Origin of the sequence: Megasphaera sp. MJR8396C (assembly GCF_001546855.1) — a bacterium.
Lineage (GTDB): Bacteria > Bacillota > Negativicutes > Veillonellales > Megasphaeraceae > Megasphaera.
On the sequence record NZ_KQ958154.1, the window covers coordinates 14717 to 39414 of the forward strand.

22 protein-coding genes and 3 pseudogenes are annotated in these 24698 nt (G+C 51.2%); 12 read left to right on the forward strand and 13 right to left on the reverse strand.

Going from position 1 to position 24698, the window contains the following annotated elements; translation table 11 throughout:
- The first annotated feature begins 241 nt into the window (after nucleotides 1-241).
- The 7 genes from HMPREF3201_RS02560 (at nucleotide 242) to HMPREF3201_RS02585 (ending at nucleotide 6711) form a co-directional block, all read left to right on the forward strand.
- A complete protein-coding gene (locus tag HMPREF3201_RS02560) occupies nucleotides 242-523 on the forward strand; it encodes a hypothetical protein (protein ID WP_231726822.1) in 282 nt (93 codons plus the stop codon).
- Nucleotides 507-812 (forward strand): hypothetical protein, encoded by a 306-nt coding sequence (locus HMPREF3201_RS02565; protein ID WP_055220683.1) that lies wholly within the window; start codon nucleotides 507-509, stop codon nucleotides 810-812. Before HMPREF3201_RS02560 ends, HMPREF3201_RS02565 begins: the two co-directional genes overlap by 17 nt.
- Nucleotides 813-1286: 474 nt before the next feature.
- The gene (locus HMPREF3201_RS02570; RefSeq protein WP_062411600.1) at nucleotides 1287-2531 is read left to right on the forward strand and encodes a plasmid recombination protein; all 1245 of its coding nucleotides are present in this window, start codon (nucleotides 1287-1289) and stop codon (nucleotides 2529-2531) included.
- 15 nt (nucleotides 2532-2546) lie between these two features.
- A complete protein-coding gene (locus HMPREF3201_RS02575; RefSeq protein ID WP_062411601.1) occupies nucleotides 2547-3233 on the forward strand; it encodes a CHC2 zinc finger domain-containing protein in 687 nt (228 codons plus the stop codon).
- The gene (locus tag HMPREF3201_RS02580) at nucleotides 3193-4551 is read left to right on the forward strand and encodes a virulence-associated E family protein (RefSeq protein ID WP_062411602.1); all 1359 of its coding nucleotides are present in this window, start codon (nucleotides 3193-3195) and stop codon (nucleotides 4549-4551) included. Before HMPREF3201_RS02575 ends, HMPREF3201_RS02580 begins: the two co-directional genes overlap by 41 nt.
- Before the next feature lie 267 nt (nucleotides 4552-4818).
- Nucleotides 4819-4986, forward strand: coding sequence for a hypothetical protein (locus HMPREF3201_RS11850; protein ID WP_009891878.1), 168 nt, complete (start codon nucleotides 4819-4821; stop codon nucleotides 4984-4986).
- A 72-nt stretch (nucleotides 4987-5058) separates the two neighbouring features.
- Nucleotides 5059-6711: a recombinase family protein gene (locus tag HMPREF3201_RS02585; protein ID WP_012816204.1), complete on the forward strand. Its 1653-nt coding sequence runs from the start codon at nucleotides 5059-5061 to the stop codon at nucleotides 6709-6711.
- 47 nt (nucleotides 6712-6758) lie between these two features.
- Here HMPREF3201_RS02585 and HMPREF3201_RS02590 read toward each other — a convergent pair whose 3' ends face one another.
- From HMPREF3201_RS02590 to HMPREF3201_RS11310, 5 genes are all read right to left on the reverse strand, one after another.
- A complete protein-coding gene (locus HMPREF3201_RS02590; RefSeq protein WP_009901261.1) occupies nucleotides 6759-7214 on the reverse strand; it encodes a hypothetical protein in 456 nt (151 codons plus the stop codon).
- Between the two features lie 23 nt (nucleotides 7215-7237).
- Nucleotides 7238-8911, reverse strand: coding sequence for a recombinase family protein (locus HMPREF3201_RS02595; RefSeq protein ID WP_002604471.1), 1674 nt, complete (start codon nucleotides 8909-8911; stop codon nucleotides 7238-7240).
- A gap of 77 nt (nucleotides 8912-8988) precedes the next feature.
- Nucleotides 8989-9162, reverse strand: coding sequence for a transposon-encoded TnpW family protein (locus HMPREF3201_RS11300; RefSeq protein WP_002604472.1), 174 nt, complete (start codon nucleotides 9160-9162; stop codon nucleotides 8989-8991).
- A 775-nt stretch (nucleotides 9163-9937) separates the two neighbouring features.
- Nucleotides 9938-10921: a 23S rRNA (adenine(2503)-C(2))-methyltransferase RlmN gene (gene rlmN / locus HMPREF3201_RS02600; protein WP_002584956.1), complete on the reverse strand. Its 984-nt coding sequence runs from the start codon at nucleotides 10919-10921 to the stop codon at nucleotides 9938-9940.
- 16 nt (nucleotides 10922-10937) lie between these two features.
- Nucleotides 10938-11123 carry a cysteine-rich KTR domain-containing protein gene (locus HMPREF3201_RS11310; protein WP_003431289.1) on the reverse strand — a complete coding sequence of 62 codons (186 nt, stop codon included), beginning with the start codon at nucleotides 11121-11123 and terminating at the stop codon, nucleotides 10938-10940.
- A gap of 398 nt (nucleotides 11124-11521) precedes the next feature.
- On the opposite strand from HMPREF3201_RS11310, the gene HMPREF3201_RS02605 reads away from it, so the two are divergent.
- From HMPREF3201_RS02605 to HMPREF3201_RS11315, 3 genes and pseudogenes are all read left to right on the forward strand, one after another.
- A complete protein-coding gene (locus HMPREF3201_RS02605; RefSeq protein ID WP_002584957.1) occupies nucleotides 11522-11878 on the forward strand; it encodes a helix-turn-helix transcriptional regulator in 357 nt (118 codons plus the stop codon).
- Nucleotides 11879-12079: 201 nt separating this feature from the next.
- Nucleotides 12080-12409 (forward strand): plasmid mobilization protein, encoded by a 330-nt coding sequence (gene mobC, locus HMPREF3201_RS02610; RefSeq protein WP_002584958.1) that lies wholly within the window; start codon nucleotides 12080-12082, stop codon nucleotides 12407-12409.
- Nucleotides 12370-12759, forward strand: a pseudogene (locus HMPREF3201_RS11315) (relaxase/mobilization nuclease domain-containing protein); the annotation flags it as partial. The gene mobC and the pseudogene HMPREF3201_RS11315, both read left to right, overlap by 40 nt.
- Here HMPREF3201_RS11315 and HMPREF3201_RS02615 read toward each other — a convergent pair.
- From HMPREF3201_RS02615 to HMPREF3201_RS02625, 3 genes and pseudogenes are all read right to left on the reverse strand, one after another.
- Nucleotides 12740-13117 (reverse strand): annotated as a pseudogene (locus tag HMPREF3201_RS02615) (antirestriction protein); the annotation flags it as partial. The pseudogenes HMPREF3201_RS11315 and HMPREF3201_RS02615 overlap by 20 nt on opposite strands.
- Nucleotides 13113-13607: pseudogene (locus HMPREF3201_RS02620) on the reverse strand (DNA topoisomerase); the annotation flags it as partial. The pseudogenes HMPREF3201_RS02615 and HMPREF3201_RS02620, both read right to left, overlap by 5 nt.
- Before the next feature lie 142 nt (nucleotides 13608-13749).
- Nucleotides 13750-14031, reverse strand: a complete 282-nt coding sequence (locus HMPREF3201_RS02625; protein ID WP_156423314.1) for an HAD family hydrolase — start codon at nucleotides 14029-14031, stop codon at nucleotides 13750-13752.
- Nucleotides 14032-14270: 239 nt separating this feature from the next.
- Here HMPREF3201_RS02625 and HMPREF3201_RS02630 point away from each other — a divergent pair, with 239 nt between their 5' ends.
- Complete coding sequence (locus tag HMPREF3201_RS02630) at nucleotides 14271-15449, forward strand: cation diffusion facilitator family transporter (protein WP_062411604.1); 1179 nt, start codon at nucleotides 14271-14273, stop codon at nucleotides 15447-15449.
- A 257-nt stretch (nucleotides 15450-15706) separates the two neighbouring features.
- On the opposite strand, the gene HMPREF3201_RS02635 is transcribed toward HMPREF3201_RS02630, so the two are convergent.
- The 3 genes from HMPREF3201_RS02635 to HMPREF3201_RS02645 form a co-directional block, all read right to left on the reverse strand.
- Nucleotides 15707-17308: a xylulokinase gene (locus tag HMPREF3201_RS02635; RefSeq protein WP_062411605.1), complete on the reverse strand. Its 1602-nt coding sequence runs from the start codon at nucleotides 17306-17308 to the stop codon at nucleotides 15707-15709.
- A 279-nt stretch (nucleotides 17309-17587) separates the two neighbouring features.
- A complete protein-coding gene (locus tag HMPREF3201_RS02640; RefSeq protein WP_062411606.1) occupies nucleotides 17588-21073 on the reverse strand; it encodes a DNA polymerase III subunit alpha in 3486 nt (1161 codons plus the stop codon).
- A gap of 139 nt (nucleotides 21074-21212) precedes the next feature.
- Nucleotides 21213-21656, reverse strand: coding sequence for a hypothetical protein (locus tag HMPREF3201_RS02645; protein WP_062411607.1), 444 nt, complete (start codon nucleotides 21654-21656; stop codon nucleotides 21213-21215).
- Between the two features lie 179 nt (nucleotides 21657-21835).
- On the opposite strand from HMPREF3201_RS02645, the gene HMPREF3201_RS02650 reads away from it, so the two are divergent.
- Nucleotides 21836-22246: an amino acid-binding protein gene (locus HMPREF3201_RS02650; protein ID WP_062411608.1), complete on the forward strand. Its 411-nt coding sequence runs from the start codon at nucleotides 21836-21838 to the stop codon at nucleotides 22244-22246.
- Nucleotides 22247-22293: 47 nt separating this feature from the next.
- Here HMPREF3201_RS02650 and HMPREF3201_RS02655 read toward each other — a convergent pair whose 3' ends face one another.
- Both HMPREF3201_RS02655 and HMPREF3201_RS02660 read right to left on the reverse strand, forming a co-directional pair.
- Entirely contained in the window at nucleotides 22294-23328 is a 1035-nt protein-coding gene (locus tag HMPREF3201_RS02655; RefSeq protein WP_062411609.1) for a 3-deoxy-7-phosphoheptulonate synthase, read from the reverse strand.
- Nucleotides 23329-23399: 71 nt separating this feature from the next.
- The gene (locus HMPREF3201_RS02660; protein WP_062411610.1) at nucleotides 23400-24674 is read right to left on the reverse strand and encodes a sensor histidine kinase; all 1275 of its coding nucleotides are present in this window, start codon (nucleotides 24672-24674) and stop codon (nucleotides 23400-23402) included.
- Nucleotides 24675-24698: the final 24 nt, after the last annotated feature.

The following is a 24698-nucleotide window of genomic DNA, read 5'->3' on the forward strand; positions in this document are numbered from 1 at the left end:
ACTGGTTCTTGCAGACAGGCACAGAACCTTGAAAATCGAATGACCGGCTGCAAGGGGGTATGGCCTCCGGGGAAGTGACGCCAGGACAGAAATCGAGCGCACCAAAGAGGCCAATACGCCGGGAAAAATTCCGGGCAGGAGCGGCTTGCAGGCAGACCGGCAGACAGAAACAAGTTTATCAATCATGCGGGGCGCATGGCTCCGCAGCAAAGAAACGGAGGAAATCATTATGACACTGAGTATGAAAGAAAAGAAGATTCTCTACGCTTACGGCTGTCCCAGCCATCACAATACAGTGACACGGCTGAAATGGCTGACGGCACTGACAGTTGACCCGGAGGCCAAACGCCGGATGCTGGGGCTGGCCCGGAAGGTGGAGACGGAGGTGGGCGAAAGCTGGTACGAGGATTTTTACCACCATCTGCGCATGGAGATGGACGAGTACCGCCGTCTCAAGCGCAGCCTGCGTGTGCTGAAATCTTACACTGATTATGAGGAGGATCTGTATGAGGAAGCTGTCTAAGTATGAGAAAGAAACCATCATCAACTGGAACGAGGCGGAGAACCTTGCCAGCATCTACACCTTCAACGCCAGCTTGAAGCGCAGGCTGGCTGATTTCAGCCGGAAGTACCCGCTGCTGTGCCGATTGGAGCGCAGCACGCCGGAGGGCAGCGTGACCTATGTGCTGGACAAGTCCCGGCTGTCGATCCGGCTGGTGCCGCCGTACAGCGAGGAACGGAAAGCCGCTGCCAGCGCCTACGCAAAAGAGCATGGCTTTCAGGTGGTAGGGGCGGAAGAAAAAATCGCCTGAAACCGGGGCGTTTACGGAAAAAATGACGGGTCTGCACCCGCTGTTTTGACCGGCAATCCCCGCAGGCGTATTCCGTATCCATTCCCCGCCTATGGGTGCAAATGTGCGGATACGGAGCCGGTGAAACTGGCAAACACCGCTTCTTCGGTGGAAGCCAGCTTCGCCGGTGCGGGAGTACAGAGGGCAGCCAGCCCTTTGTGCCGGGGTGCAGGGGCGGCAGCGCACTGCTGGGGTCAAGGGGCAACGCCCATTGGCAGGTTAAGGGCGGCAGCCATTATCGGGTCAAGGACGAAGTGCCTTGGCGGGTTGAGGGCAGCCGCCCCATCGGGTCAAGGGTGAAACGCCTTGCCCAGGGAGAGTTGATGCCTGCGTCAACTCGTACTGGGTATTACCTGACGCAAAATTCGCAGGATTTGCGGCTTCGCCGCCCCTTCCCCGGCCCCAGAACATCTTCGCAGGAAGGAGGAAATCTGTTTGAAACTGACACGACACAATGGGCGCTCCGGCAAGCATGGCACCTATAATCCCCGCCACAATGACCGCCGGTTCGATGTGGAGAACAGCGAACACATTGACGCAGAACGGGCAAGGCAAAATGTCTACTGGGACTGCTACCGGGGCTTTACGACACACGAGTTCCGGGAGAACCCGGAGCAGCCGGATTTCAGCTTTGAGGAAATCGAGCGGATGTACTACTACGAGCATTACGGCGGCCATGTGGAGGCCCAGAACGCCCGGAATGAGAAAACCCGGCACACGGAGCGCAACCGCACCGTGGAGGACTTGCTGAAAAACAACAAGACCTGCCCGGAGGAAAGCATCTACCAGATCGGCACGATGGGAGAATCCGTCCCGCCGGACACGCTTTTTTCCATCGTCAATGAGTTTTATGAGGAATTTGAGCGCCGCTTCGGTTCCCATATCCACATCCTGGACTGGGCGCTCCATCTGGACGAGGGGACGCCCCACATCCATGAGCGGCACGTCTTTGACTGTGAGAACCGCTACGGGGAACTGTGTCCCCAGCAGGAAAAGGCGCTGGAAGAACTGGGCATCCCTCTCCCAAACCCTGAGAAGCCCAAAGGCCGGAACAACAACCGCAAGCAGACCTTTGATGCGGTTTGCCGGACGATTCTGTTTGACATCGCCAGACGGCATGGGCTACATCTGGATCAGGAGCCGTCCTACGGCGGGCGGGACTATCTGGAAAAACAGGATTATATCCTGATGAAACAGAAGGAGCAACTGGCGGCGCAGGAGCAGAAGCTGGAAGAACTGACGCTCAAAATTGAGGACGTGGAGACACTGTTAGATGATGTTTCCGATGCGGCCTATGACAAGGCGGTGGAGGTGGTGACCGATACCGTCCGGCAGGAGACGCACAAGGAAGATATTCGTCTGGTGGAGGAATCGAAAAAATGGGTGCTTTCGCCGGAGCGCAAAGCTCCAAAGAAGGAACGTGAGTATGCCGCTGAGCGTCTGGATGGGGTCATTACCAAAATCAAAAACGCCATGCAGCACGCTCTGGCGAAAATCCAGCGGACGCTGATGCAGCCGGAAGTCAAGCAAGCCGGGAAGGAGCAGGTCAAGAAGAAAGCCAAAGAATCCATTATGGATATTCTGGCAAAGGCAAAAATTAACGCTGACCGGGATAACCGGGAGCGTTGGGAACGTGAGGGGCGAATCGCCCCGACCAAAAAGAACGATATAGAGTTGTAAGGCATCTGATTTTCTGTGAAAACCGGATGCCTTTTTCTCTGTCTGGAGGTGAGAAAATCGAATGTGTTTGAAGCGGTGAAGCAGGCTGTCCCCACAAGGCAGGCTGCGGAATCTTATGGGATACAGCTCGGCAGGAACGGGATGGCCTGCTGTCCCTTCCATGATGACAAACATCCCAGCATGAAGGTTGACCGCCGGTTCCACTGCTTCGGCTGTCAGGCGGACGGGGATGTGATTGATTTTACCGCCCGTCTGTTCGGGCTGAACAAGAAAGATGCGGCCTTGAAGCTGGCGGAGGATTTCTCGGTCGGCTTTGACGCTAAAGGCCATGACCCGCCCCGCAGGAAGCCGGTCAAGCGAAAAATCAGCGAGGAACTGCGCTACCGGCAGGCGGAACAGAAATGTTTCCGGGTGTTGTGCGATTATCTGCATCTGCTGGAACGCTGGGAGAAGGAATATGCCCCGCAGACGCTGGAGGAAGCATGGAACCCGCTGTTTGTGGAGGCCCTGCAAAAAAAGCCGTACACGGAGTATCTGCTGGATATTCTGCTGTCCGGCAGTATGGAGGAACGGGCCTGCGTGGTCGCTGAGTATGGAAAAGAGGTGAGGAAGATTGAGCAGCGAATATCAGAGTTTACCGCCAGCCACCCGGCAGGCCGTCATGAGCGCAGCCGAAGCTTTAGCGCCGGAGCAGAGCGTTGACGAGGTGCGGGAAGGCCTTTCTGTCACGGAGAAGGGCCAGCCCGCCAACACCATCGGCAACTGCCGGACGGTGTTCTGCCATGACCCTCTCCTGCGGGACGCCATCCGGCTGAACCTCCTGACTGACCGGGTGGACATCGTGCGGGATTTGGGCTGGCGCAGGAACACCAGCGCCCTGACGGATACGGATGTGAAGTATCTGCTTCTCTATTTTGAGCAGAACTACGGCCTAACCAGCGAGAAGAAAATGACGGCGGCGCTCTCCATCGTGGCGAATGAGAACTGCTACCATCCCATACAGGACGTGCTGAACGGCCTTGTGTGGGACGGGACGCCCCGCATCCGCTCCTGTCTCCATCACTTCTTAGGTGCAGAAGTCAGCGATTATGTAGAGGAAATGTTAAAACACTTCCTGCTGGGAGCCATCCGGCGGGTGTTTTCTCCCGGCTCCAAATACGAGGAAATGCTCTGTCTGGTGGGCGGACAGGGGGCTGGCAAGTCCAGCTTCTTCCGCCTGCTGGCGATCCGGGACGAGTGGTTCTCCGATGACCTGAAAAAGCTGGACGATGACCGGGTATTTTTGAAGCTGCAAGGCCACTGGATCATTGAGATGTCAGAGATGCTGGCCACCAGCAGCGCCAAAAGCATAGAGGAAATCCGCTCGTTCATCAGTCGCCAGAAGGAAACCTACCGCACACCCTATGAGGCCCAGCCCAAAGACCGGCTGCGGCAGTGCGTGTTCGGCGGTTCATCCAACACGCTGGACTTCCTGCCCCTTGACCGGGCCGGGAACCGGCGTTTCCTTCCCATCATGATTTACCCGGAGAAAGCGGAGGTTCACATTTTGGAGGACGAGGACGCTTCCAGAGCCTACCTGTTGCAGGTCTGGGCGGAGGCCATGACCATCTACCGCAGCGGGAAGTATTCCATGAAATTCAGCAAGTCCATCCAGCGGCAGCTTGTGGAGGTGCAGAAAGATTTCATGCCGGAGGACACGGAGGCCGGTCAAATACAGGGCTTTCTGGAACATTATACCGGCAGCATGGTCTGTTCCAAACAGCTTTTTAAGGAGGCATTGGGCCACACCTATGACGAGCCGAAGCGGTGGCAGCTTCACAATATCAACGAGATCATGAATACAGTGGTGACGGGCTGGAAGCCATTCTCCAATCCGAGGATGTTCGCCGGATACGGCAGGCAGAAGGGCTGGGAACGGGACGTTTCCGGCAACGAACTGCCCGGCAACGAAGATGGATTTGTGGAACTGAGCGAGGAAGAATGCCGCCAGTTGGAGCTTCCGAAGGAGTGGATCGCCTGAAAATGGCGGTCTGTTGCCGGGATGGTTGCCACTTGGTTGCCGGGTTCGTTGCCGGGGATTTCCCTGTCTGGATACGGAAAAAACCAGTAAATAAGGGATATTTTAATATTTATCATTATCTCCGGCAACGAAAGCAACGAGATTTTTCAAGAAAATTCACAAAGTAAGATTTGCAGGCCAGACGGTAGTTTACAGGTTTTTAGAGGTTCGTTGCCGGACTTCGTTGCCGGTGCTGCCGTTCGGCCTGTCTCTCTATGGAGGTAGCCTATGGAAAAAAGCAAAAATCAGAAGAATAAAGTCCGTTTTGTGGTGGTGCGGGAGTTCTCCGGGGAGAAGTCCATGCGGGAAGCCTTTGAGCAGCTCATTGAGCGCCAGACCTGCGAACACTTCGAGGAATGGCGTCATCAGCGGGAAATGGCAGAAAAAGCTGCGTAAAAACGGTTGATTCAGGGACGGGGACATGGTACTATAATGGTATCGTGTCCCTGTTCATAGAAGGAGAACGCTATGAGCAGGAAAAAACAAGTCTATGAAAAAATCACCGCTCTCTACTGCCGTATTTCTCTGGATGACGGCGGCGACAATGAGAGCATGAGCATCAGCAACCAGAAACTCATGCTCCGGGACTTCGCAGAAAAGCATGGGATGTTCCAGTATGAGTATTATGTGGATGACGGCTATACGGGTCGCAATTTCAACCGCCCCTCGTTCCAGCGCATGATCGCTGACATTGAGGCGGGGAAAATCGGCTGCGTCATCACGAAAGACCTATCGAGGCTCGGTAGGAATTATATCGAAGCTGGCAGCTATATCGAAATCTTTTTCCCCAAACACAATGTACGCTATATCGCCGTCACGGACGGTGTGGACAGCCTGACCCGTCAGGAAATGGACATCACGCCCTTTAAGAATATCCTGAACGATATGTACAGCCGGGATATTTCCAAAAAGGTGCTGGCGGGACGCATGACCCGTTCCCGGCAGGGAAAGTTCTGCGGCGGGCAGCCGCCTCTTGGCCTGATGCGTGACCCGGAGGACAAAGGGCATCTGATCCTTGACCCGGAGACTGCGCCGGTGATCCGAAAAATCTATGATATGGCACTGGACGGCTGGGGCTGTATGCGGATCGCAAAGCAGCTCATGGATGATAAAATCCCCATCACCAGAGTAAAAAGCAATACAGAATGTGACGTGAACTACTATTCATGGGGGAGCGCAAGGATCAGCCATATCCTGAGAAATCCCTTTTATAAAGGCGCACATCTTGTCTGCCGGACACACCAGAAAGGCATCCGCTCCAACACTTATGACATTATCCCCCGTGAGGATTGGGAGGTCATCGAGGGCTGCCACGAAGCGATTGTGACGCCGGAGGAATGGGAACAGGTACAGGACATCATTGACCGCAGGCCAACCATTATGAAAGGCAACGCCTGCCCCTTCTATAACCTGTTCCACGGGCTTGTCTACTGCGCCACCTGCGGGAAGTCCATGCAGGTGCGGTATGAAAAGGTCGGCAGAACCGGGAAGAACCGCTTCACCGGCGAAATGCGGGAGCCGATTGACAGGGCATACTATATCTGCCAGACTTACAACCGGCTGGGCAAGAACGCCTGTACCAGCCACAAGATTGAGGCAAGGGATTTGTACAATCTGGTGCTGAAGGATATACAGGAATTGGCGGCGCAGGCCATGAAGGACGCCGATGCGTTCTACCAGCGGCTCAGCAGCCGGATGGAGCGCCGGTATCTGGTGGACGCTTCCCAGACAGAGAAGGAACGGAAACGGCTGGAAGACCGGAATCAGGAAATTGACGGGATGTTTTTGAGCCTGTACACCGATAAGGCCAAAGGCGTCCTCACCGAGCAGCGGTTTATGAAGCTGACGGCGGCGCTGGAACAGGAGCAGGAAGCCAATCAGAAACGCCTGCACGATCTGGCGGTGATGCAGAGCCGGGCGGACGCACAGGAAAGCGAAGTCCGAACCTTTATCAAGGAAATCCGGCGCTATGCCGCCATTGCGGAACTGGACGAGTCCGTACTGAACCGGCTTATCAGCAAAATCCTGATCGGCGAGGTTAAGAAGGTGGACGGTCAGAAGGTGCAGGAAGTCAGAATTGTTTATAACTTTGTCGGGGAAATCCCGGAGATTGCAGCGTAAATAGTTTGCCCCATCTCTCAACCATTGAGGGATGGGGCTTTTCTCATTCAGTATTCAATCACCAGTGTTTCCTCCCGTCCATCCGGGAACGTGTAAACAAACTTTGCTGCTGTATCTTTGCAAGCCCAAAAGAACAGATCGTTGCACTCCATGTCCAGCTCCACATTACCCTGGAAAGTGTCGGTCAATTGTATGGTCTGAAAACAAGGAAATCGCTCCGTATTGGTGCGGGAAAGCTGTTGCCGTAAAATCTCATACATCCCTTTCTTTGTAACAGGATTTTCTAAAATGTAGCGATAGCGGAACCGTTCATTGCTAAAGCGGTTGCTATTGATTACCCGAAGCAGATAGTCGGTAAACTTTGGTGGCATGATGCTCTCAATACTTACCACAACTTTTCGCTCCGGGCTGTTATGGATTTGAGTAATCAGGGAAGAAAGCACCTGCGGAGATAAGATGATAAAATCCATTTCTCCCTTGATAATTAGCGTGTACTCTTTCATTTCAGGCCCCTTTTTTGCTGGGGTTAGATAGCGATACTTTTTACATCTACCATGTTGCGGCGGTCATGGTTGACAACTTGCGTCGGCTCCTGCTCGGTATCAACCTGTCCGACAAAGCTATAATGGATTTCGATTTTCCGGGTGTTGGTTTCCCGGTCTAATTCATGTATCAAAATACGGTCGATAAACTCATGGACGTTTTCATAGGTCAATTCCTGTATGTCGCTGTATTTCCCGACAATCTGAATAAACCTTGATATATCCCTTTTTCGCTCGGTAACGGTTGCGATCTGCTGTTGTAACTCGTCTATCCTTGCGGCAAGGGATTTCTTTTCGTCCTCATAGCCGGAAGTTAGAAACACAAACCGTTCATCTGTCAGTCTGCCTAATGCGTTGTCCTCATACAGCTTGCGGAAAAGCGTGTCAAGTTCGGTCATACGCGCCTGTGCTTTGAAAAGTTCCTTTTGCTGCTGCGCTAATGCCTTTCTCGCTTCCATGTCGCCGTACTCGGTAGCTTTACAGATAAAGTCCTGTTCGTGTTCCTTAACATACCGCAAAACCCGCCGCATATCTTCCAGCACTAAATCAAGAAGTACGTTTTTGCGGATATAATGAGAGGTACACTCGCTGCCTGTCCTTGCCCTGTTGCGCCATGCGCCGCAAGAATAGGAAAACTTGCGCGGCTCGATATTTACGCCCTGTTGGTAATACATCTTATGTCTGCAACCAGCGCAAAACAGCAAGCCGGAAAAAATATCAATCTCCGCTGCTTTTGTCGGGCGGTGGCGGGTAGCAATCCGCTTTTGCGCAAGTTCAAAGGTTTCCTCGTCAACAAGCGGCTCATGGGTGTTTGGGAAGAAATAGCGTTGTTCTTCTTCGTTCTTCCGGGTCTTTTTCGACTTGTAGGATACCTTGTGAGTTTTCGCGGTTATGGTATGCCCTAAATATTCCTGCCTTGCTAATATGTCATAGAGCGTTTTGTCCGGCCAAGTATAGGGGGCGATCATTGCCCGCTGATACCGCGCCTGTCCTGTACGCTGATAGCGCAACGCTCCAATCGTCAAGACTTTGTTTTCCGCAAGCCATTTTTGGATTTCGCACATACGCACGCCGCTAACAAACATAGCGAAAACCTGTTTGACAATCGGCGCGGTTTCCGGGTCGGGTATAAGGTGGTGGCGGTTGTTCGGGTCTGGGATATAGCCGTATGGATATTCCCCGTTGACGCGCTCGCCTTTTTGCGCCTGTGCCTGTTTAACTGCGCGGATTTTCTTGCTTGTGTCGCGGGCGTAAAACTCGTTAAACCAGTTCCGCAAGGGGGTAAACTCGTTATCCTCCCGCGCTGTGTCAACTCCGTCGTTGATCGCGATATAGCGTACTCCGTTTTCGGGAAATACAATCTCTATGAGTTCGCCCGTTTTCAGATAGTTTCTGCCAAGACGGGAAAGGTCTTTGGTAATGACCGTCGCCACTCGTCCGGCTTCCACTTCCTGCAACATCGCTTGCAGCCCCTCGCGCTCAAAACTCACGCCGGAAAATCCGTCGTCCACAAAAAACTTTGTGTTCAAAAAATGGTGTTCGTCCGCATAGCGTTGAAGTATCATTTTTTGGTGCTGTATGCTTCCGCTTTCTCCGGCTTGCATATCCTCTTGACTTAAACGGCAGTAAAGGGCGGTGATTTTATTCGACTGTAACATTAGTCCTCCTTTCCGACAGCCGAATAAACAGGTATAATGTGTTGCTATCATTATACCATATCCCGCCGCCTAATGCACTACTCGGACGCTAAAAATCCCGGATTTCCGGGCTTTTTCTGCAAATCCTTTACAATGAGTTTCTCAATCTTTTTATGGATTGTATCGGTTGCCTTTTCACTCGGCAACGCTTGAACAAGATAGGTGATTTTCCCTATTTTGCGTTCGGTTGTAATTGTCTGTTTTTTATCCATTAGAAAAACCTCCTTTTCCTGTATGGATAAACTATATTCGTCAAAAGGCAAAAACGGGCGGTTGTTAGCTGCAACCTCACGGGAGTTTCACCCCGGCCCATGCTTATGGGTGCGCCGCGCAATACTTTGAGGGTGTTCAACGCGGGAGTATCATTGTGCCGCCTTGTATGTCGTCGCCCACAAGCTGCTAAACCTGTTTTACGGCGCGGTAGTTCTCGCTCGGCTTTTCCCCTATGGGGAAAAGCTGTCATGGCGTACCCGCCGACTGGCTCGGTACAGACGGAATGTACCCGTTTGCCTGTTATGCTGCGCACCAAAGGCCGCTTTCTTTGTCAAAGAACAATAGGCTTTGTCCTCTCTGCCCCTTTCGCTCCGTACCCGTTCGGGAGATGGCTCTTGAGTGCGCTTTTCAGAAAAAAGTTGAAAAAAGCAAAATGCGCCCGTCCGCAAGACGCGGACGGGCGCAAAGGAAATGTAAGCAGTAGCTAAATGTATTGACAGTTCACATTCATAGCCGGAATATCCCGCTTGCGGAGCATAGCTTTTTTTGACCGCAAAGCATTAGGCGGGTTACAGTAAATAAAAATGGACACGGCGATACCTCCCCGATACCGCCGTATCCTTAAAAAAGGGCGACTTTAATACACTACCCGCAATCCATTCTATAATAGGGAACAGCGGCTTTTGCGCAATATTAAATAAAAAAGCCGATAACACATAGGTTTTTTGACCTAATGCGTTATCGGCTCTGCGTCTATGCGTCTGGCACTTTTAATCATTTTTTTTTGAATTTATTATATGTGTTAGCTAACTGTCCACAAGCCGCGTTAATCTCTCTGCCATGAGAAACTCTCATAGTAACTTCAAGTCCTGCTTGCTCTAATTGATGTTTGAATGCAACTATTTCCCGTTTCTGTGGTGCTTTAATTCTTGAATTGCTTGTTGGGTTGTATTGTAACACGTTAATCATAACTTTTTTGCCCCGAAACCATTTTGCAAGTTGTCTTACATCTGAGGGCCGGTCATTTATACCCGGTAAAAGCAAATACGCAAAGACAATTTTGCGATTATGCCTTTCAGAATAGGATAAGGCTTGCTTAACAACATCTTCAATAGCATATATGCGCATGTGAGGAATAATACGATTTCTTGCAGATTGTGTTGCTGCGTGTAAAGATATTGTCAACTGAATTTTAAGATGTTCCTCGCGCAATTTTTTTAATTGATCAACCGGACCAACTGTTGATATGGTAATGCCGTCGGTTGGAAAGTTGAGCCCATATCTATCTCGGAGAATATGGATTGCTTTTATCAAGTTGTCATAATTGAATAAAGGCTCTCCCATACCCATAAAAACGATACGGTTTACTTTTCGACGCAACAATATAATCTGTTGTACGATTTCTGACGATGTTAGATTACGAACAAAGCCATTTCGCCCGGACTCACAAAAAATACAACCAACAGGACAACCGACTTGTGTGCTCACGCAAACAGTTCCACCATCTCGCCGCTTGATAAAAACCGTTTCAATGTATTTGTTGTCTTTCAGTTCGTAAACATACTTTTCAGTATCACTGCTTTTGCAAATATTTTTTACCAACATTGATAGATTTTTTTTGCGTGGTAATTGCTTATATAATTCTTCATATAAGGCTTTTGCTTCATTCTCGCCAATAACTTCCGACATTTCTTTGTAAGTAAATCCGTATGGATCATTCCGTACTTCCGCAGGCGTATATTTAGGTAAACGTTTCATTTTTATATCCTTTCTTCTAAATAATAAAAGTTTGTTTTTCTGTATTTTTGATTACAATCTCTAATTTTTCTACATCAATGATATGCGTCAATTTGCATTTAGGGCAGAAAAGAGGAAAATCTTTTAATACAGTATTATGAAATACTTGAACTCTCGTCTTTCCGTTACAAATCGGACATTTTATCCAATATTTTTTAAGCATTATATTTCACTCGTCCTTTTTACACAAAAAAATGCAGGTCAATCCTCAACATGAGCATTGACCTGCATTTATAATGCACAGAGCAGTACAACAAAACTAAGGCATAGCTTGCACTATGTCTATACTATATCTATACGTCGTTAGTTTTTTGTATAGCATCCGCAAAATAAGCATGACAAAAAAGCCCATGTTGAAAATGGGAAAATCCTTTTTTTCAATGCTTATCTAATACGCATGCTATGCAACATAAACGCCGCCTCCTTTTACATAAATTTTATTTTATCAGAAAATCAGTCTACTGTCAATACACAACAGGAAGTATTTAACCTAATGATATGAATTGTGTGGACATATCCAAAAAGAAAGGTGAACTGTAAAATGTAACAGGGTGAATGAAAATGGCAAAAAGACCCGTACCATTGTACGACTTTAAGGCTTTCGGGGCAGCTATAAAAGCCGCGAGAAATGAATACGGCGAGAGCCGCAAAAAGGTAAGCGACGAGTTATATATTTCCCCGCGCTACCTTGCGAATATCGAGAACAAGGGACAACAGCCGAGTTTACAGGTATTCTATGACCTTGTAACCCGGTATCATATTTCGGTAGATCAATTTTTCTTCCCGAACAGCAATGCGGAGAAATCCACCGGGCGGCGGCAGCTTGACGCGCTGCTGGACGGTATGAGCGATAAAGGCATACGGATTGTAACCGCAACAGCAAGGGAGATAACGGAAGTCGAAAAAGCAGAGGATTAACCTCACAATATGAGAAATCGGGAGATTGCAGCGCATGGCGGCTGCAATCTTTTTTTGCGTCCAAAATCAAAGGAACGCGCAACAAATACCGCCTTTCGGTGGGGGTATGGAGTAGATAGCAAGCACAGCAAACGAGTACCCGTTTGCGGAAAATGCTTGTTGGGATAATCCCAAACCCTTATACCGAAAGGCGGTGCGGAAATGGAAAACCGAAAGAGAAATATACAGATGAAGTTTTACGTTACGGAAGAAGAAAAGCGGCTGATCGACGAGAAGATGAAGCAGCTTCCCATAAAGCAGTATGGGGCATACTTCCGTAAAATGGCGATAGACGGGTATATTCTTGTCGTTGACCGAAGCGACACAAAAGCATATATCCGGGAACTGCAAGCGGTGAGCCGGAACATCAACCAAATTGCAAAACGCGCCAATGCGACGGGGACGGTTTACAGGCAGGATATAGAGGACATTAAAAAGGCGGTGGACGAGATATGGCGGTTACAAAGACGCACCCTATTAAATCAACCTTAAAGGCTGCGATAGACTATATCTTAAATCCCGAAAAGACAGACGGGAAGCTGCTTGCGTCCTCTTTCGGCTGCGGGCTGGAAACCGCCGATATTGAGTTTGCATGGACGCGGGAAGCTGCCGGAGATCGCGGCACACATTTAGGGCGGCACTTGATACAATCCTTTGCGGTGGGAGAAACCACACCGGAAGAAGCGCACAAAATCGGCATGGAACTTGCCGGGGCGGTATTAGGCGGCAAGTATGAGTTTGTTTTGACAACTCACGTCGATAAAGACCATCTGCATAATCACTTGATTTTCAACGCGGTTAGCTTCGTTGACTACAAAAAGTACCATTCCAACAAGCAAAGCTAGTGTTATTCAAACTATAATCATGGAACTTTGACATAGCGGTTAGAAACTCTTTGTAGCGGTCGCTGTCAAAAATCGCCTGTACGCCCTGTTCCAAACGCGCGGTGATCTCCTTTACCTTTTCGGCGGGCTTTTCGGAAGTAAGGATAATGGGGACGACGGGGCGGGGCTGCTGCGGCTCTGCGGCCTGTGCGTCTGCTTGCTGCGTTTCGGCTGCGTCCATATAGGCTTTGTCCTGTTCGCCGCGCTCCGGCTGCGGGTAACTCATAATGCGGTATTCTTCCGGCACTTCGCGCCCCTCAAACTGCCGTTCCCACTCGTCGCCGCTTTCCACGATATAGCCGTACTCGGTAAAGGCCGGTGATAAGTTCCTTTGTGCTGCCCTCCATATCGGAAGTGATATATTTGCTGTCGGTGCGGGGATAGGTCAAAAGCCGTTTTTCATAAAGGGCTTGCGCATAGTCAAGGGTCTGTTTCGCCGTAAACCCATACAAACGGTTTGCTTCCCGCTGCAAGGCGGTGAGGTCAAACAGTTTCGGCGGGGCTGCGGTCTTTTTCTCTTTTTTAAGGGAAGTACAAACGGCCTGCGATTTCTCGCAAGCCGCTTTCATCTGCCGCGCCGCCGCTTCGTCGTCCTGCCTTTCGGAAAGGGCGGCAACGCCGCCAACGTCCAGCCGGACGACATGATATTTCTCTTTCTTAAAGCTGCTGATTGCATAGTCGCGGTTTACCAGCATAGCAAGGGTGGGCGTTTGCACTCTGCCGACATTCAATGTTTTATGGTAGAGGATAGAGAAAAGGCGGGTCGCGTTAATGCCAATGAGCCAATCGGCCTTTGCCTCTTTGAGCGTCATGTAGTCCATATTCGCACCTCCGACAACATTTCTTATTATATTTCATCAGCTCGAAGAACGCAAGGCAGGAAATGTGAATAGATGTTGAATACGCTGCTATCGAAGAAGGATTTCTTTGATAGCTTTTTTTAATTCATCACTTGACATTGTGGCAAAGAATGTCATGACTTTTGTAATATTCCATCTGCGCCGCCACTTTTTCCTGGACGACCTTTTCATAAGGATAGTCTGGTCCGAAAGCAGCTTCGCAAAGGGGTTTGATGCGAAGGTCATCACGGCCGAGCATCTGGTCAAAGACGGTCCGATCCAAATCGTAGCCGTAGCGGGCCGATATCTCACGCCAGAAACGGTAAGAAATGGGTTCCGTATCAAACATAGTCCCATCCATATCAAAAATCAAGGCTTTTCTTTTCTCCATAGTTCCTCCCTGTGTATAAGGCTTATCATTTTCAGCCATTTTCTGAACTTCATCTTTATTATATCGAAATTAAGAGGAATTGCAATTTCCCCTCCCCTTAGAGGTAATAATTATTCCCATTTTCGATAATATTATGATTTTTTCGCATTTTCATTATTCTCATTTGCATTTTCATTATCTCTTGTATCTTGCGCCAACTCTGATATAATAGAGGAAATCAGAAAGTCAGGTGAATCGATATGACTGAATTTATCATACGCCGCTTCATCAAAAACTATGAAGACACAGACAATAAACGAGTCCGTGAACAATACAGCATCCTCGGCGGCGTCTTAGGCATCATTTGTAATCTTTTCCTCTTCGTCAGTAAATTTATCGTCGGCATGGCCAGCAACAGTATCGGGATCCTGTCCGATGCCTTCAACAACCTGACCGACATGGGTTCCTCCTTCATTTCCATCATCAGCGCCAAACTGAGCAACCGTCCGCCCGACAAAGAGCACCCTTTCGGCCACGGCCGCTTTGAGTACCTGGCGTCGCTTACCATTGCCATCATCATCCTCGTCGTCGGCTATAAGCTCTGCGAAACGTCGATTGAAAAATTCTTCGAACCAGAAGCCATTGAATTTTCCTATTGGAGCCTGGGCATCCTCATCATCTCCATTGCCGTCAAGGTCTGGATGTGCGTCTATAACCGCTACATCGGAAAGAAAATAAACTCCAGCGTCAATGAAGCCACGGCCGCCGACAGCATCACCGACGCCGTAGCTACGACGGGCGTCTTAGTGACGACCCTCGCCCAGCAGTTTACGACCCTTCCCGTCGATGCCGCTGCCGGCACGGCCATCGGCCTGATGATCATGTACGCCGGCTACGGCATTGCCAAAGACGTCATCAACATCCTCCTCGGCAAGGCGCCGGATCCGGAAATCGTCAACGGCATCGTAGAAAGTGCCTTAAAATGCCAATACGTCGTCGGCATCCACAACATCCGCATCCACGACTACGGCCCGGGCCGGATGTTCGGTACCCTCCACGCCGAAGTCCCGGACACGGCCAACCTGGCCGACGTCCACGCCGCCCTCGACGTCCTGGAAGACGAATTAAAGGCCCGCTACCAAATGGATATCAACATCCACATGGATCCCTTGTGTACCGATCCGGATAAGATCGACGCCATCCGCCACGTCTTAGACCATATCGTCCACGAAAAATATCCGCGCTACCATACGGACCACCTGCGCATGACCTCGGGAAACGCCCGACTGAACATCATCTGTGACATCCACGTGCCGCCCGACGAGTACAACAAAGAAAACATCGCCCGCATCCGCCGGGAAATCAACGCCTGCATGAGAAAGTACAACGATAAGTACCGTGTCGTCTTAGCTCAAATCATCGCCGACCCGCAATCATAAGGAACCACGGGAGAATATGAACGAAAAAAATCTGGCATCACCTTTCGATTACAAGAGCCTCCTCACAGGGGCTCTTGTTTTTTAGATCCTCGCGGCGGTCAATAATCCTGAATCTAAGCTTGCACTTTAAATAGCTCATGAACGGCGCCACCCTTACAGGCAGTGAAATTGCCATAAACGGTGATATGGGAGCGCCCATAAAATAAGGGAGAAGCCTTTTAGCCTCTCCCTTGTTTTATACCATTTATAATCAGCGGTTACCAGGAAACGGTCTGTATGGCTGCCCGCTCCAGCATGAGACCCGCACGATACCGCTCCATAAATGTTTCAAAACCGGCAATCTCCGCTGACGTCGCCGTCAGTGTCTCACCTATCGCACCCTTAAAGATCTCTTCTGTCAAATAATCCTCAAGAGTCCATCCTCTTTCTTTCCCTGTCAGCATATACGCTGCCAACAGCGCTTCGCCCCAGGCGCCTCCTTCGTCCGCCGTCTCCATGACGGTAACGGGGACACCCGCAGCGGCGGCCAAATACCGCTGGGCCACTCCTTTGGTCTTAAAAAGCCCGCCATGTGCCGTCAGCGAATCGACTTTCACGTGTTCCTGCTGAAATAGGATATCCAGTCCCATCTTGACCGCGCCTAAAGACGTATACAAACTGACGCGAAAAAGATTCGCCAGATTGAATCGACTGTCTGCCGTGCGGACCAACAGCGGCCGGCCACTGTTAAAATGGGTGACGTTTTCTCCTGAATAATAGCCGTATGACAATAAGCCCCCGGCATCGGCATCGCCCTTTAAAGAGTGTCGATACAGGGCATGGTAGATCTCATCCGTATCATAAGTCCCACCCATTAACTGCGTAAATTCTTTGAAGATATCCACCCAGGCATTGAGATCTGTCGTGCCATTATTAGCATGAGACATGGCTACCGGATGGCCGGAAGGCGTCGCAACGATGTCGATTTCCGGATAGACGCGACGGAGCGGTTTATCGAGAACCAACATGGCAAAGGTACTCGTACCGGCAGAGACATTCCCCGTATGAACCCGTACGGCATTCGTTGCCACCATGCCAGTCGCAGCATCGCCTTCGGGCGGACAAAAGGGAATCCCCGATAAAAGTTCCCTGGAATCATCGAGGAAGGCTGCCCCCTCTGCCGTCAGCGTCCCCGCTGGGGTACCGGCCGCCAGGACCTGCGGCAGGATATCACGGACATTCTTAAAAGGGTAATTCTTATCTGCCAGCAGTTTATTAAACGCCGTAATCATCGTTTCATCATAATCCAACGTTTGCGGATCCACAGGAAAAATGCCCGAAGCATCCCCCATACCGACGACGCGCTTTCCCGTAAGCCGCCAATGAATGTACGAACTTAACACCGTCAGATAATCCAGATGAAAAAGGTGCTCTTCCTTATCCAGCATGCATTGATAAAGATGGGCAATCGTCCAACGCTGTGGAATATTGAAATGAAAGTACTCGGTCAACGCTTGGGCAGCCGTCTCGGTATTCGTATTGCGCCAGGTCTGAAAGGGTGCCAATAGGTTGCCATCCTCGTTCAAAGCCATATAGCCATGCATCATCGCACTGATGCCGATGGCCCCAATCTGGGTCAACGGCAGCTGATATGCAGCACGCACATGTTGGCGCAAATCACGATAACATTGACGCAGCCCCTGATGAATGTCTTCCAGATGGTAGGTCCAAACACCCTGTTCAAAGGAATTTTCCCAGCGGTGACTCCCCTTGGCCAATACCTTACCGTCCTGATCGATCAGTACTGCTTTGATACGCGTCGATCCAAACTCAATTCCCAGAGCCGTCTGCCCTTGTAAAATACATTCCCTTGCTTCCATGATATTCACACTTCCTTACTTCCGGCGTCCAAAACGCAGCAAACTCCCATCATCTATTTATAACCCAGGTAATGATTTAAGTGCTAGAATAATTTCTACTCATGACAGCTCGGTTCTATGATCGCATAAAGTAACCATAGAGTAGCTGCATAAAATTCTAGTGTTATAAAGAGGCTGTCTTGATGCTGCCTTGAAAGATCTAATGTAATTTTATCATAGTCAAAAATTGAAATGACGTCAAATAAAAGGTGAAGAAGGATTCCCTTCTTCACCTTTTATTTATTTAACGACTAAAGAACGCGGTTCGAGCATGGCCTGCAAGGGCTGGCGCAAATCTTCCGTCGTTTCTACCCAATACTGCTGGTCGGTCAGGATCGTCTTACGGCTTCCCATGAGGTGGAAATAGACTTTGACCTGCCCCGGGTGTTCTTTCAGGACGCCGCCGATACGGCTGGCAAGGTCGGTCCGTTCGAGGTGAGCCGGGATCTTAATGAACAGTTTCGTTCCCATGCCTGGGTGCCAATAGTCCCCGGCTTCCCTGGCGGCGGCTGCCGATACGACCGGTGCCGGCTGCGGATCCGATGCCGCCGTGGCCTGCCCCAGGGGCTGCACTTCTTCGGCTAAAATCTGAATGCTGTCGTCGTTGATGTCGGCACGTCCCCGAATGGAGACGGCCATGTCGACGGCGACGAACTGCTGGTAGCGGCCGTAGGTCTTAGGAAAGACGACAATCGACACGGCATGAGTGAAGTCTTCCAGGGTGATGATGGCCATCTGTTCATTGCGCTTGGTCATGACCTGTTTCTTGGCCGTAATCAGGCCGCCGACGCGTAGCATCTTGCCATCATACTGCCGGCCATCTTCGCCGTAGAGCAGCGACAAGGGGCTGAGGCGGTCCATGATTTCCTGATACTTGCTCAAGGGGTGGCCGCTGAAATAGAAGCCGTCGTACTCTTTTTCCATGGCCAGGCGCATTTCAATGGGATATTCCTCAATATCGGGGTATTCGAGGTCAGTCATGACCTCTTCCGTATCATCAAAGAGTCCGATTTGGCCTGACGCATAGTCTTTTTGGCTGAGGGACCCCATGGCCACGGCCTGGTCGATGACGGCCATGAGCTGCGACCGCTTCTTGCCGAAAGAATCCATGGCGCCGCATTTAATCAGGCTTTCAAGGGCTCTTTTATTGACCAAGTGATAGTCGACGCGGCTGCAAAAGTCGCCGAGGGACGAAAAAGCTCCCCCCTCTTCGCGGGCCTTTACGATGGCATCGATGGCATTACCGCCGACGCTCTTGACACCGGACAGGCCAAAGCGAATGGCTCCGTTCTGAACGGAAAACATGGAAACGCTGTCGTTGACGTCCGGCGATAAGACCTTGACGCCGTGACGGCGGCATTCGGCGACGTAATAGCTGATCTTGCTGCTGTCGTTGATCATGCTGGTCATGGTCGCGGCCATAAATTCGGCCCGGTAATGGGCTTTGAGGTAGGCCGTCTGCCAGGCAACGTAGGCGTAGGCCGCCGAGTGGGATTTATTGAAGCCGTAGCCGGCAAAATAGACCATGAGGTCGAAGATCTTATTGGCGATGTCATCGGAAATATTATTCTTCCGCGTCCCTTCGAGGAAGTTGGCCCGCTGGGCTACCAGGATCGATTCTTTCTTCTTGCCCATGGCCCGGCGCAGCAAGTCAGCCTGGCCGAGGGAAAAGCCGCCTAAGGCCGAGGCGATCTGCATGACCTGTTCCTGATAGAGGATGACGCCGTACGTATCCTTTAGGATCGGTTCCAGTTTCGGGTGCAGGTAGGTAACCTTCTTTTGTCCGTGGCTGCCCTTGATGAAGTCGTCGACCATGCCGCTGCCCAGCGGGCCCGGGCGGTACAGGGCGACGAGGGGGATCATGTCTTCAAAGTGCTTCGGCGCCAGTTCCTTGACGAGGTTGGTGATCCCCGATGATTCCATCTGGAAGACGCCGGCCGTATCGCCTTCGGTCAGAAGCTTACACGTTTTCGGATCGTCGAGGGGAATGGCGTCGATGTCAAAATCGATGCCGTAGTTCTTATTGATCATCTTGACCGTATCGCCGATGACAGTCAGGGTCCGAAGGCCGAGAAAGTCCATCTTGAGCAGGCCCAGGTCTTCGACGAGATCCTTTTCGTACTGCGTCGTAAGGTCGCCTTCCTTAGAGTGCTGGACCGGGACGTAGTCGTCGACGGGGGCTGCTGAAATGACGACACCGGCAGCATGGGTCGACGAATGGCGGACCAGCCCTTCGAGGGATTTACCGAAGTCAACCAGGCGGTGAACCGTGTCATTGGATTCGTATTCACTGCGGAATTCCTTACTCATCTGAAGAGCCTTATCGAGGGTCATGCCCAGTTCATTAGGCACCATTTTTACGATGCGGTTCACTTCGCTGAGAGGGATGTCGAGGACGCGGCCGACGTCGCGCAAGACGGCCTTGGCTGCCAGGGTCCCGAAGGTGATGATCTGCGAAACGTGGTCGATGCCGTATTTTTTCGTGACGTACTGAATGACCCGACCGCGGTTTTCATAACAAAAATCCATATCGATATCGGGCATGGTGACGCGTTCCGGATTGAGGAAACGTTCGAAAAGGAGATTGTACTTCAAAGGATCGAGGCCGGTAATCCCCAGGAGGTAGGCGACGACAGAGCCTGCGGCCGAACCACGGCCGGGGCCGACAGGGATGGCGTGATCCCGGGCGTATTTGACATAGTCCCAGACGATGAGGAAGTACGACGGAAAGCCCATGGTGTCGATGACGCCGAGTTCATAATCGAGTCGCTCTTTAACTTCCGGCGTAATGGGATCGTATTTTTCAGAAAGGGCCTGTTCGCAGAGCTTTCGCAGATAGGACGAGTCCGTTTCACCCTCCGGCACGGGAAACTGCGGCAGATGACGATCGTCAAAGGAGATGTCGACGTTGCATTTATCGGCGATTTCCAAGGTCGTATCCAAGGCTTCAGGCATATCCGAAAAGAGGTCGGCCATTTCATCGCCGCTCTTCATATAAAATTCATTATTATAGAAGCGGAAATGGGACGGGTCGTCGAGGGTGCTGCCCGTCGAGATGCAGAGCTTGATTTCCTGAGCCGGCGCATCGGCCTGATCGATGTAGTGGTAGTCGTTGGTCGCCACCAGTTTCAGCCCCAACTCCTGCGACCAGCGCTTATAGACCGTGCGCACCGTCTTTTCTTCGGGAATGCCGTGATTCTGGACTTCTAAATAGAAGTCTTCCTTGCCGAAAATCGAGACCAGCTGGTCGAGGGTGCGTCGGGCGCCCTGTTCGTTGTGGTTGAGGATATCCTGCGGGACCTGACCTTCGATGCAGGCCGTCGTAGCAATGAGTCCTTCATGGTACTGCTCGAGGAGGTCGAAGTCGACGCGCGGACGGTGATAGTTATTTTCCCCGTCGACAAAGCCTTTGGAGACGATCTTGATGAGGTTATGATAGCCCTGATTATTTTTCGCCAATAGCACCAGGTGGCAGAGCCGTTCCTTGGTCTTTTTCTCAAAGCGGCTGCCGCGGGTCATGTAGACTTCACAGCCGATGATCGGCTTGATGCCCTGGGCTTTCGCCTCCCGATAGAGATAGATGACGCCGTACATATTGCCGTGATCGGTAATGGCCACAGCCGGCATGTCGAGTTCTTTCGCCCGCGATACCATGTCGGGAATCTTGCACAAACCATCGAATAAACTGTACTGCGTATGAACATGTAAATGAACAAAAGGCCGCATCCCCAAAATCCTCCCTTACCGTACTCGGTCAAAATAGCTTGCTGCTAGTGAGTTATCATTATATCATATTCCGGCCTCGAGATACAGACTGACGCCAAAAAGAGACCGCCCGCAAGCGGTCTCTCCCGGTACCATCGATTTAGAAAAAGTCATCGTCACGGCTTTCCTCATAAGGGTCGGCATAGTAGCTGTCGTCATCGGGCGCATCCCAGTTGCCGTCATAGTCCCGTTCTTCCCGGCTCTTATGATGACCGTGGATTTCATGATAAATCATGGACGCCGTAAAGGCCGCCATAAAGGCCTCATCAGTTCCCATATCATGACCGTCGTCTTTCGGCACTGCCGCAGACGGTTCGCGAAGTTCAGACACAGCCTTCTCCTTTTTTTCAGCTTCGGCCTTTCTTTGCTCTTCTTCCTGAGCTCTTTTGTTCATGCCCGGCAAGAGGGCCAGGTAGATGGCGCTCAAGGTCAATGCTGCCGCCCCAATGGCATAGATTGGCGTTTCTATCGAAAACAACCATATATAGAGTTTAGTCAGTCCCAACATGATGACAAAGAGCGTAATAAAAACAGAAAAGGGCATGATTCCCATCTCCCATCCGATTCGTACACTTTCTTTTATTATAACACGAATCGATATGGACCGGCAGATTTCTTCCATGATTTCGAGAAGCTCTGCTCTTTTCTTAGTACAAACTTATCTTTTTATGATAAAATAAGAACACATCTATATATTTTATCGTGAAAGGGGATTCTTATTTCATGCTCAACCAAGTCTCAGTCTTTGCGGAAAACAACAAGGGCGCCCTGCGCAAGATGACGTCGGTCCTGGCCGATGCCAATATCAATATCTACACCATGCTGGCTAACGACAGCGCCGAATTCGGCATCATCCGCCTCATCGTCACCGATCCGGAACTGGCCGCATCGGAGCTGCGAAAAGCCGGCTACCAATGCCATTTGGACCGCGTCGTCGCCGTCGAAATGGGCGATACGCCGGGCTGCCTCGATAAAATCCTCGATCACCTCTGCCAGGCCAACGTGGCCGTCGACTACTTATACATTTCCTATAACCGCCAGTCCGGCACACCGGTGGCCATCTTCAAGTCCCGGGAAATGGAAACGGAAACCTTCCTGCGGGGAAAAGGCTATCAACTCCTCGATACATTCTAAAAAAAGTCATCCTATGAGGATGACTTTTTTCATGTCCTGCTATAAATTTATAAGACGTCGGCCATGTCGTAGATGAGGCGTTCCGTCTTTTCCCAGCCCAGGCAAGGGTCGGTAATCGATTTGCCGTATACGCCGTCACTGATTTTCTGGCAGCCGTCTTCGAGATAGCTTTCAATCATCAAGCCCTTTACAAGGCCTTTGATATCGGCCGCATGGCGACGGCTTTGGAGGACGTCTTTAGCGATGCGGATCTGTTCGAGATACTGTTTGCCCGAATTGGCGTGGTTGGCGTCGACGACGACCGCCGGATGAGCGAGGTCGCGTTTGCCGTAGGCTTCATACAAGCGCTGCAGGTTTTCATAGTGGTAGTTCGGCAGGCTGTTGCCGAAGCTGTCGACGTACCCCCTTAAGATGGCGTGGGCCATGGGGTTTCCCGTCGTCCGTACTTCCCAGCCCCGGAAGAGGAAATCCTGAGAGTGCTGGGCCGCTTCAATGGAGTTGAGCATGACCGAAATGTCGCCGGAGGTCGGATTTTTCATGCCCACCGGAATACCGACACCGCTGGCAATCATGCGATGGACCTGGTCTTCAACAGAGCGGGCGCCGACGGCGGCATAGGACAGGAGGTCCGATAAGTAGCGGAAAATTTCCGGATAGAGGATTTCTTCGGCACAGGTAAAGCCTGTTTCCTGGACGACGCGGGTATTGAGTTCACGGATGGCGATGATGCCGCCCAACATGTCTTCCTTTCCTTCCGGATCGGGCTGATGGAGCATCCCTTTATAGCCGACGCCGATGGTCCGCGGCTTGCTGGTGTACACCCGGGGAATGATGAAGATCTGGTCTTTTACCTGCTCCTGTACCTTGACCAGGCGGTGGATGTAATCGAGGACGGCCCTTTCATTGTCGGCCGAACAAGGGCCGATGATGAGCAGAAAGCGGTCGTCCTTTCCCGACAAGATATTTTTGATGGCTTCATCCCGTTTTCGTTTGACGGCCTTGGCCTCGTCGTCGATGGGAAACTGTTCCATCAGTTCTTGCGGTTCCGGCAGTTTCCGAATATATTCCATTTGCATTTCCATAGTCTTCCCCCCTGCGTAAAATTCGTCATGTCCCCATTATAGCACAGATACTGCTTTTATCGGACAAAAGATTATCCCAGGCGGACCGTAAAGGTAATTCGCTGCCCCTTATAGGTGGCAAAGATCTTGCCGCCCATCAGTTTGGTCAGTTCTTCGGCCATGGACAGACCGATGCCGTAGCCGGCTTTTTGGCTGTTATGCGACACGTCGCCGCGATAAAACCGCTCGAAGAAGCGGGAATAGTCGACGTTGGCTCCATCGACATAGGTATTGGATACGTCGAGGACGACGCCATTTCCCAGCCGCGACCGGCGCAGGGCCACTTCGATGCTGCCCCCGTCGTCACAGTATTTGACGGCGTTATCGACGAGGATATTGACCAGTTCATAGAGGCATTTACTGTCCCCTTTGAGCATGACATTGTCAGCAATGGCTGTCGTCAGTGTCTTTTCAGCGTCGATGGCCAGCTGCTGGAAGGAGTCGGCTACGGTTTTGACCGTTTCCGAGAAGTTGACGTCGGTAATGACCAGGTCGACTTGCGACCGTTCGCCCATCTTAGACAGCATGATCAGGTCCTGAATGAGGTTCGATAGGCGGCGGACCTGCTTTAAGATACTGTCCGTCCACTGACTTTGGCCGTTCAGCATTTCAATGGCTTCGGCATTGGCGGAAATGATGGCAATCGGCGTCTTCAGTTCGTGACCGGCATTGGTGATGAACCGCTTCTGGTTCTCCATATTTTGGACGAAGGGCCGAATGGCAATGTTGCAGAGTCCGGCCAGGATGAGGATGTAGACGACGATGCAGCCAAAGCCAAACCAGGCCGAGTAGCGCATAAACGACGTAACGGCCGCCGCATCGCGGGTGGCGTCCATGATGACGATGAGGAAGCTGCCGTCGTCATTGGGCTTGATCATGTAGGCATAGGTCGCCCGTCCTTTTTTGAAAAAGCCCTGTTTCTGGCCGGTCTCGCGCGACTCTTCTACGGTCGTTCGGGCGTATTCGATGGCTTCCGGCTGTGAAAATGCCGCAATGTGCTGGATATCGATGTGTTCAGCATAGCCGCTGCCGTTCACCAGGACGCTGAAAAATCGAATTTGGTAAGCAAATTCCGGCGTCTCTTCGGTCCACGACGGGTCGCTGAAGAAACTGCTGTCGTCACCGCCGATTTTCTGGGGTACGGCGCCGTCATTATGGATGATATAGGTCAGGACGGACATGACCTGGGCGTTCATGCGCATATAGGCAATGGCGTTGATGAGCCCTAAGGCCCCGCCGACGACGACCAGGACGCCGATGACGGCCATGATGAGAAATTTGCGGCGCAGGCGCTTGATCATGTTCATCTAAATGCGGGCAGGATACTCCGA

Bases quoted from the DNA above. Each gene is read 5' to 3' on its own strand.
- HMPREF3201_RS11850 (WP_009891878.1), top strand. From the start codon at position 4,819: ATGGAAAAAAGCAAAAATCAGAAGAATAAAGTCCGTTTTGTGGTGGTG.
- HMPREF3201_RS11300 (WP_002604472.1), bottom strand. From the start codon at position 9,162: ATGGATAAAAAACAGACAATTACAACCGAACGCAAAATAGGGAAAATC.
- HMPREF3201_RS02635 (WP_062411605.1), bottom strand. From the start codon at position 17,308: ATGGAAGCAAGGGAATGTATTTTACAAGGGCAGACGGCTCTGGGAATT.
- HMPREF3201_RS02645 (WP_062411607.1), bottom strand. From the start codon at position 21,656: ATGCCCTTTTCTGTTTTTATTACGCTCTTTGTCATCATGTTGGGACTG.
- rlmN (WP_002584956.1), bottom strand. From the start codon at position 10,921: ATGAAACGTTTACCTAAATATACGCCTGCGGAAGTACGGAATGATCCA.
- HMPREF3201_RS02630 (WP_062411604.1), top strand. From the start codon at position 14,271: ATGACTGAATTTATCATACGCCGCTTCATCAAAAACTATGAAGACACA.
- HMPREF3201_RS02625 (WP_156423314.1), bottom strand. From the start codon at position 14,031: ATGGAGAAAAGAAAAGCCTTGATTTTTGATATGGATGGGACTATGTTT.
- HMPREF3201_RS02595 (WP_002604471.1), bottom strand. From the start codon at position 8,911: ATGTTACAGTCGAATAAAATCACCGCCCTTTACTGCCGTTTAAGTCAA.
- HMPREF3201_RS02585 (WP_012816204.1), top strand. From the start codon at position 5,059: ATGAGCAGGAAAAAACAAGTCTATGAAAAAATCACCGCTCTCTACTGC.
- mobC (WP_002584958.1), top strand. From the start codon at position 12,080: ATGGAAAACCGAAAGAGAAATATACAGATGAAGTTTTACGTTACGGAA.
- HMPREF3201_RS02640 (WP_062411606.1), bottom strand. From the start codon at position 21,073: ATGCGGCCTTTTGTTCATTTACATGTTCATACGCAGTACAGTTTATTC.
- HMPREF3201_RS02560 (WP_231726822.1), top strand. From the start codon at position 242: ATGAAAGAAAAGAAGATTCTCTACGCTTACGGCTGTCCCAGCCATCAC.
- HMPREF3201_RS02655 (WP_062411609.1), bottom strand. From the start codon at position 23,328: ATGGAAATGCAAATGGAATATATTCGGAAACTGCCGGAACCGCAAGAA.
- HMPREF3201_RS02580 (WP_062411602.1), top strand. From the start codon at position 3,193: ATGAGCGCAGCCGAAGCTTTAGCGCCGGAGCAGAGCGTTGACGAGGTG.
- HMPREF3201_RS02605 (WP_002584957.1), top strand. From the start codon at position 11,522: ATGGCAAAAAGACCCGTACCATTGTACGACTTTAAGGCTTTCGGGGCA.
- HMPREF3201_RS02650 (WP_062411608.1), top strand. From the start codon at position 21,836: ATGCTCAACCAAGTCTCAGTCTTTGCGGAAAACAACAAGGGCGCCCTG.
- HMPREF3201_RS02590 (WP_009901261.1), bottom strand. From the start codon at position 7,214: ATGAAAGAGTACACGCTAATTATCAAGGGAGAAATGGATTTTATCATC.
- HMPREF3201_RS02660 (WP_062411610.1), bottom strand. From the start codon at position 24,674: ATGAACATGATCAAGCGCCTGCGCCGCAAATTTCTCATCATGGCCGTC.
- HMPREF3201_RS02565 (WP_055220683.1), top strand. From the start codon at position 507: ATGAGGAAGCTGTCTAAGTATGAGAAAGAAACCATCATCAACTGGAAC.
- HMPREF3201_RS11310 (WP_003431289.1), bottom strand. From the start codon at position 11,123: ATGCTTAAAAAATATTGGATAAAATGTCCGATTTGTAACGGAAAGACG.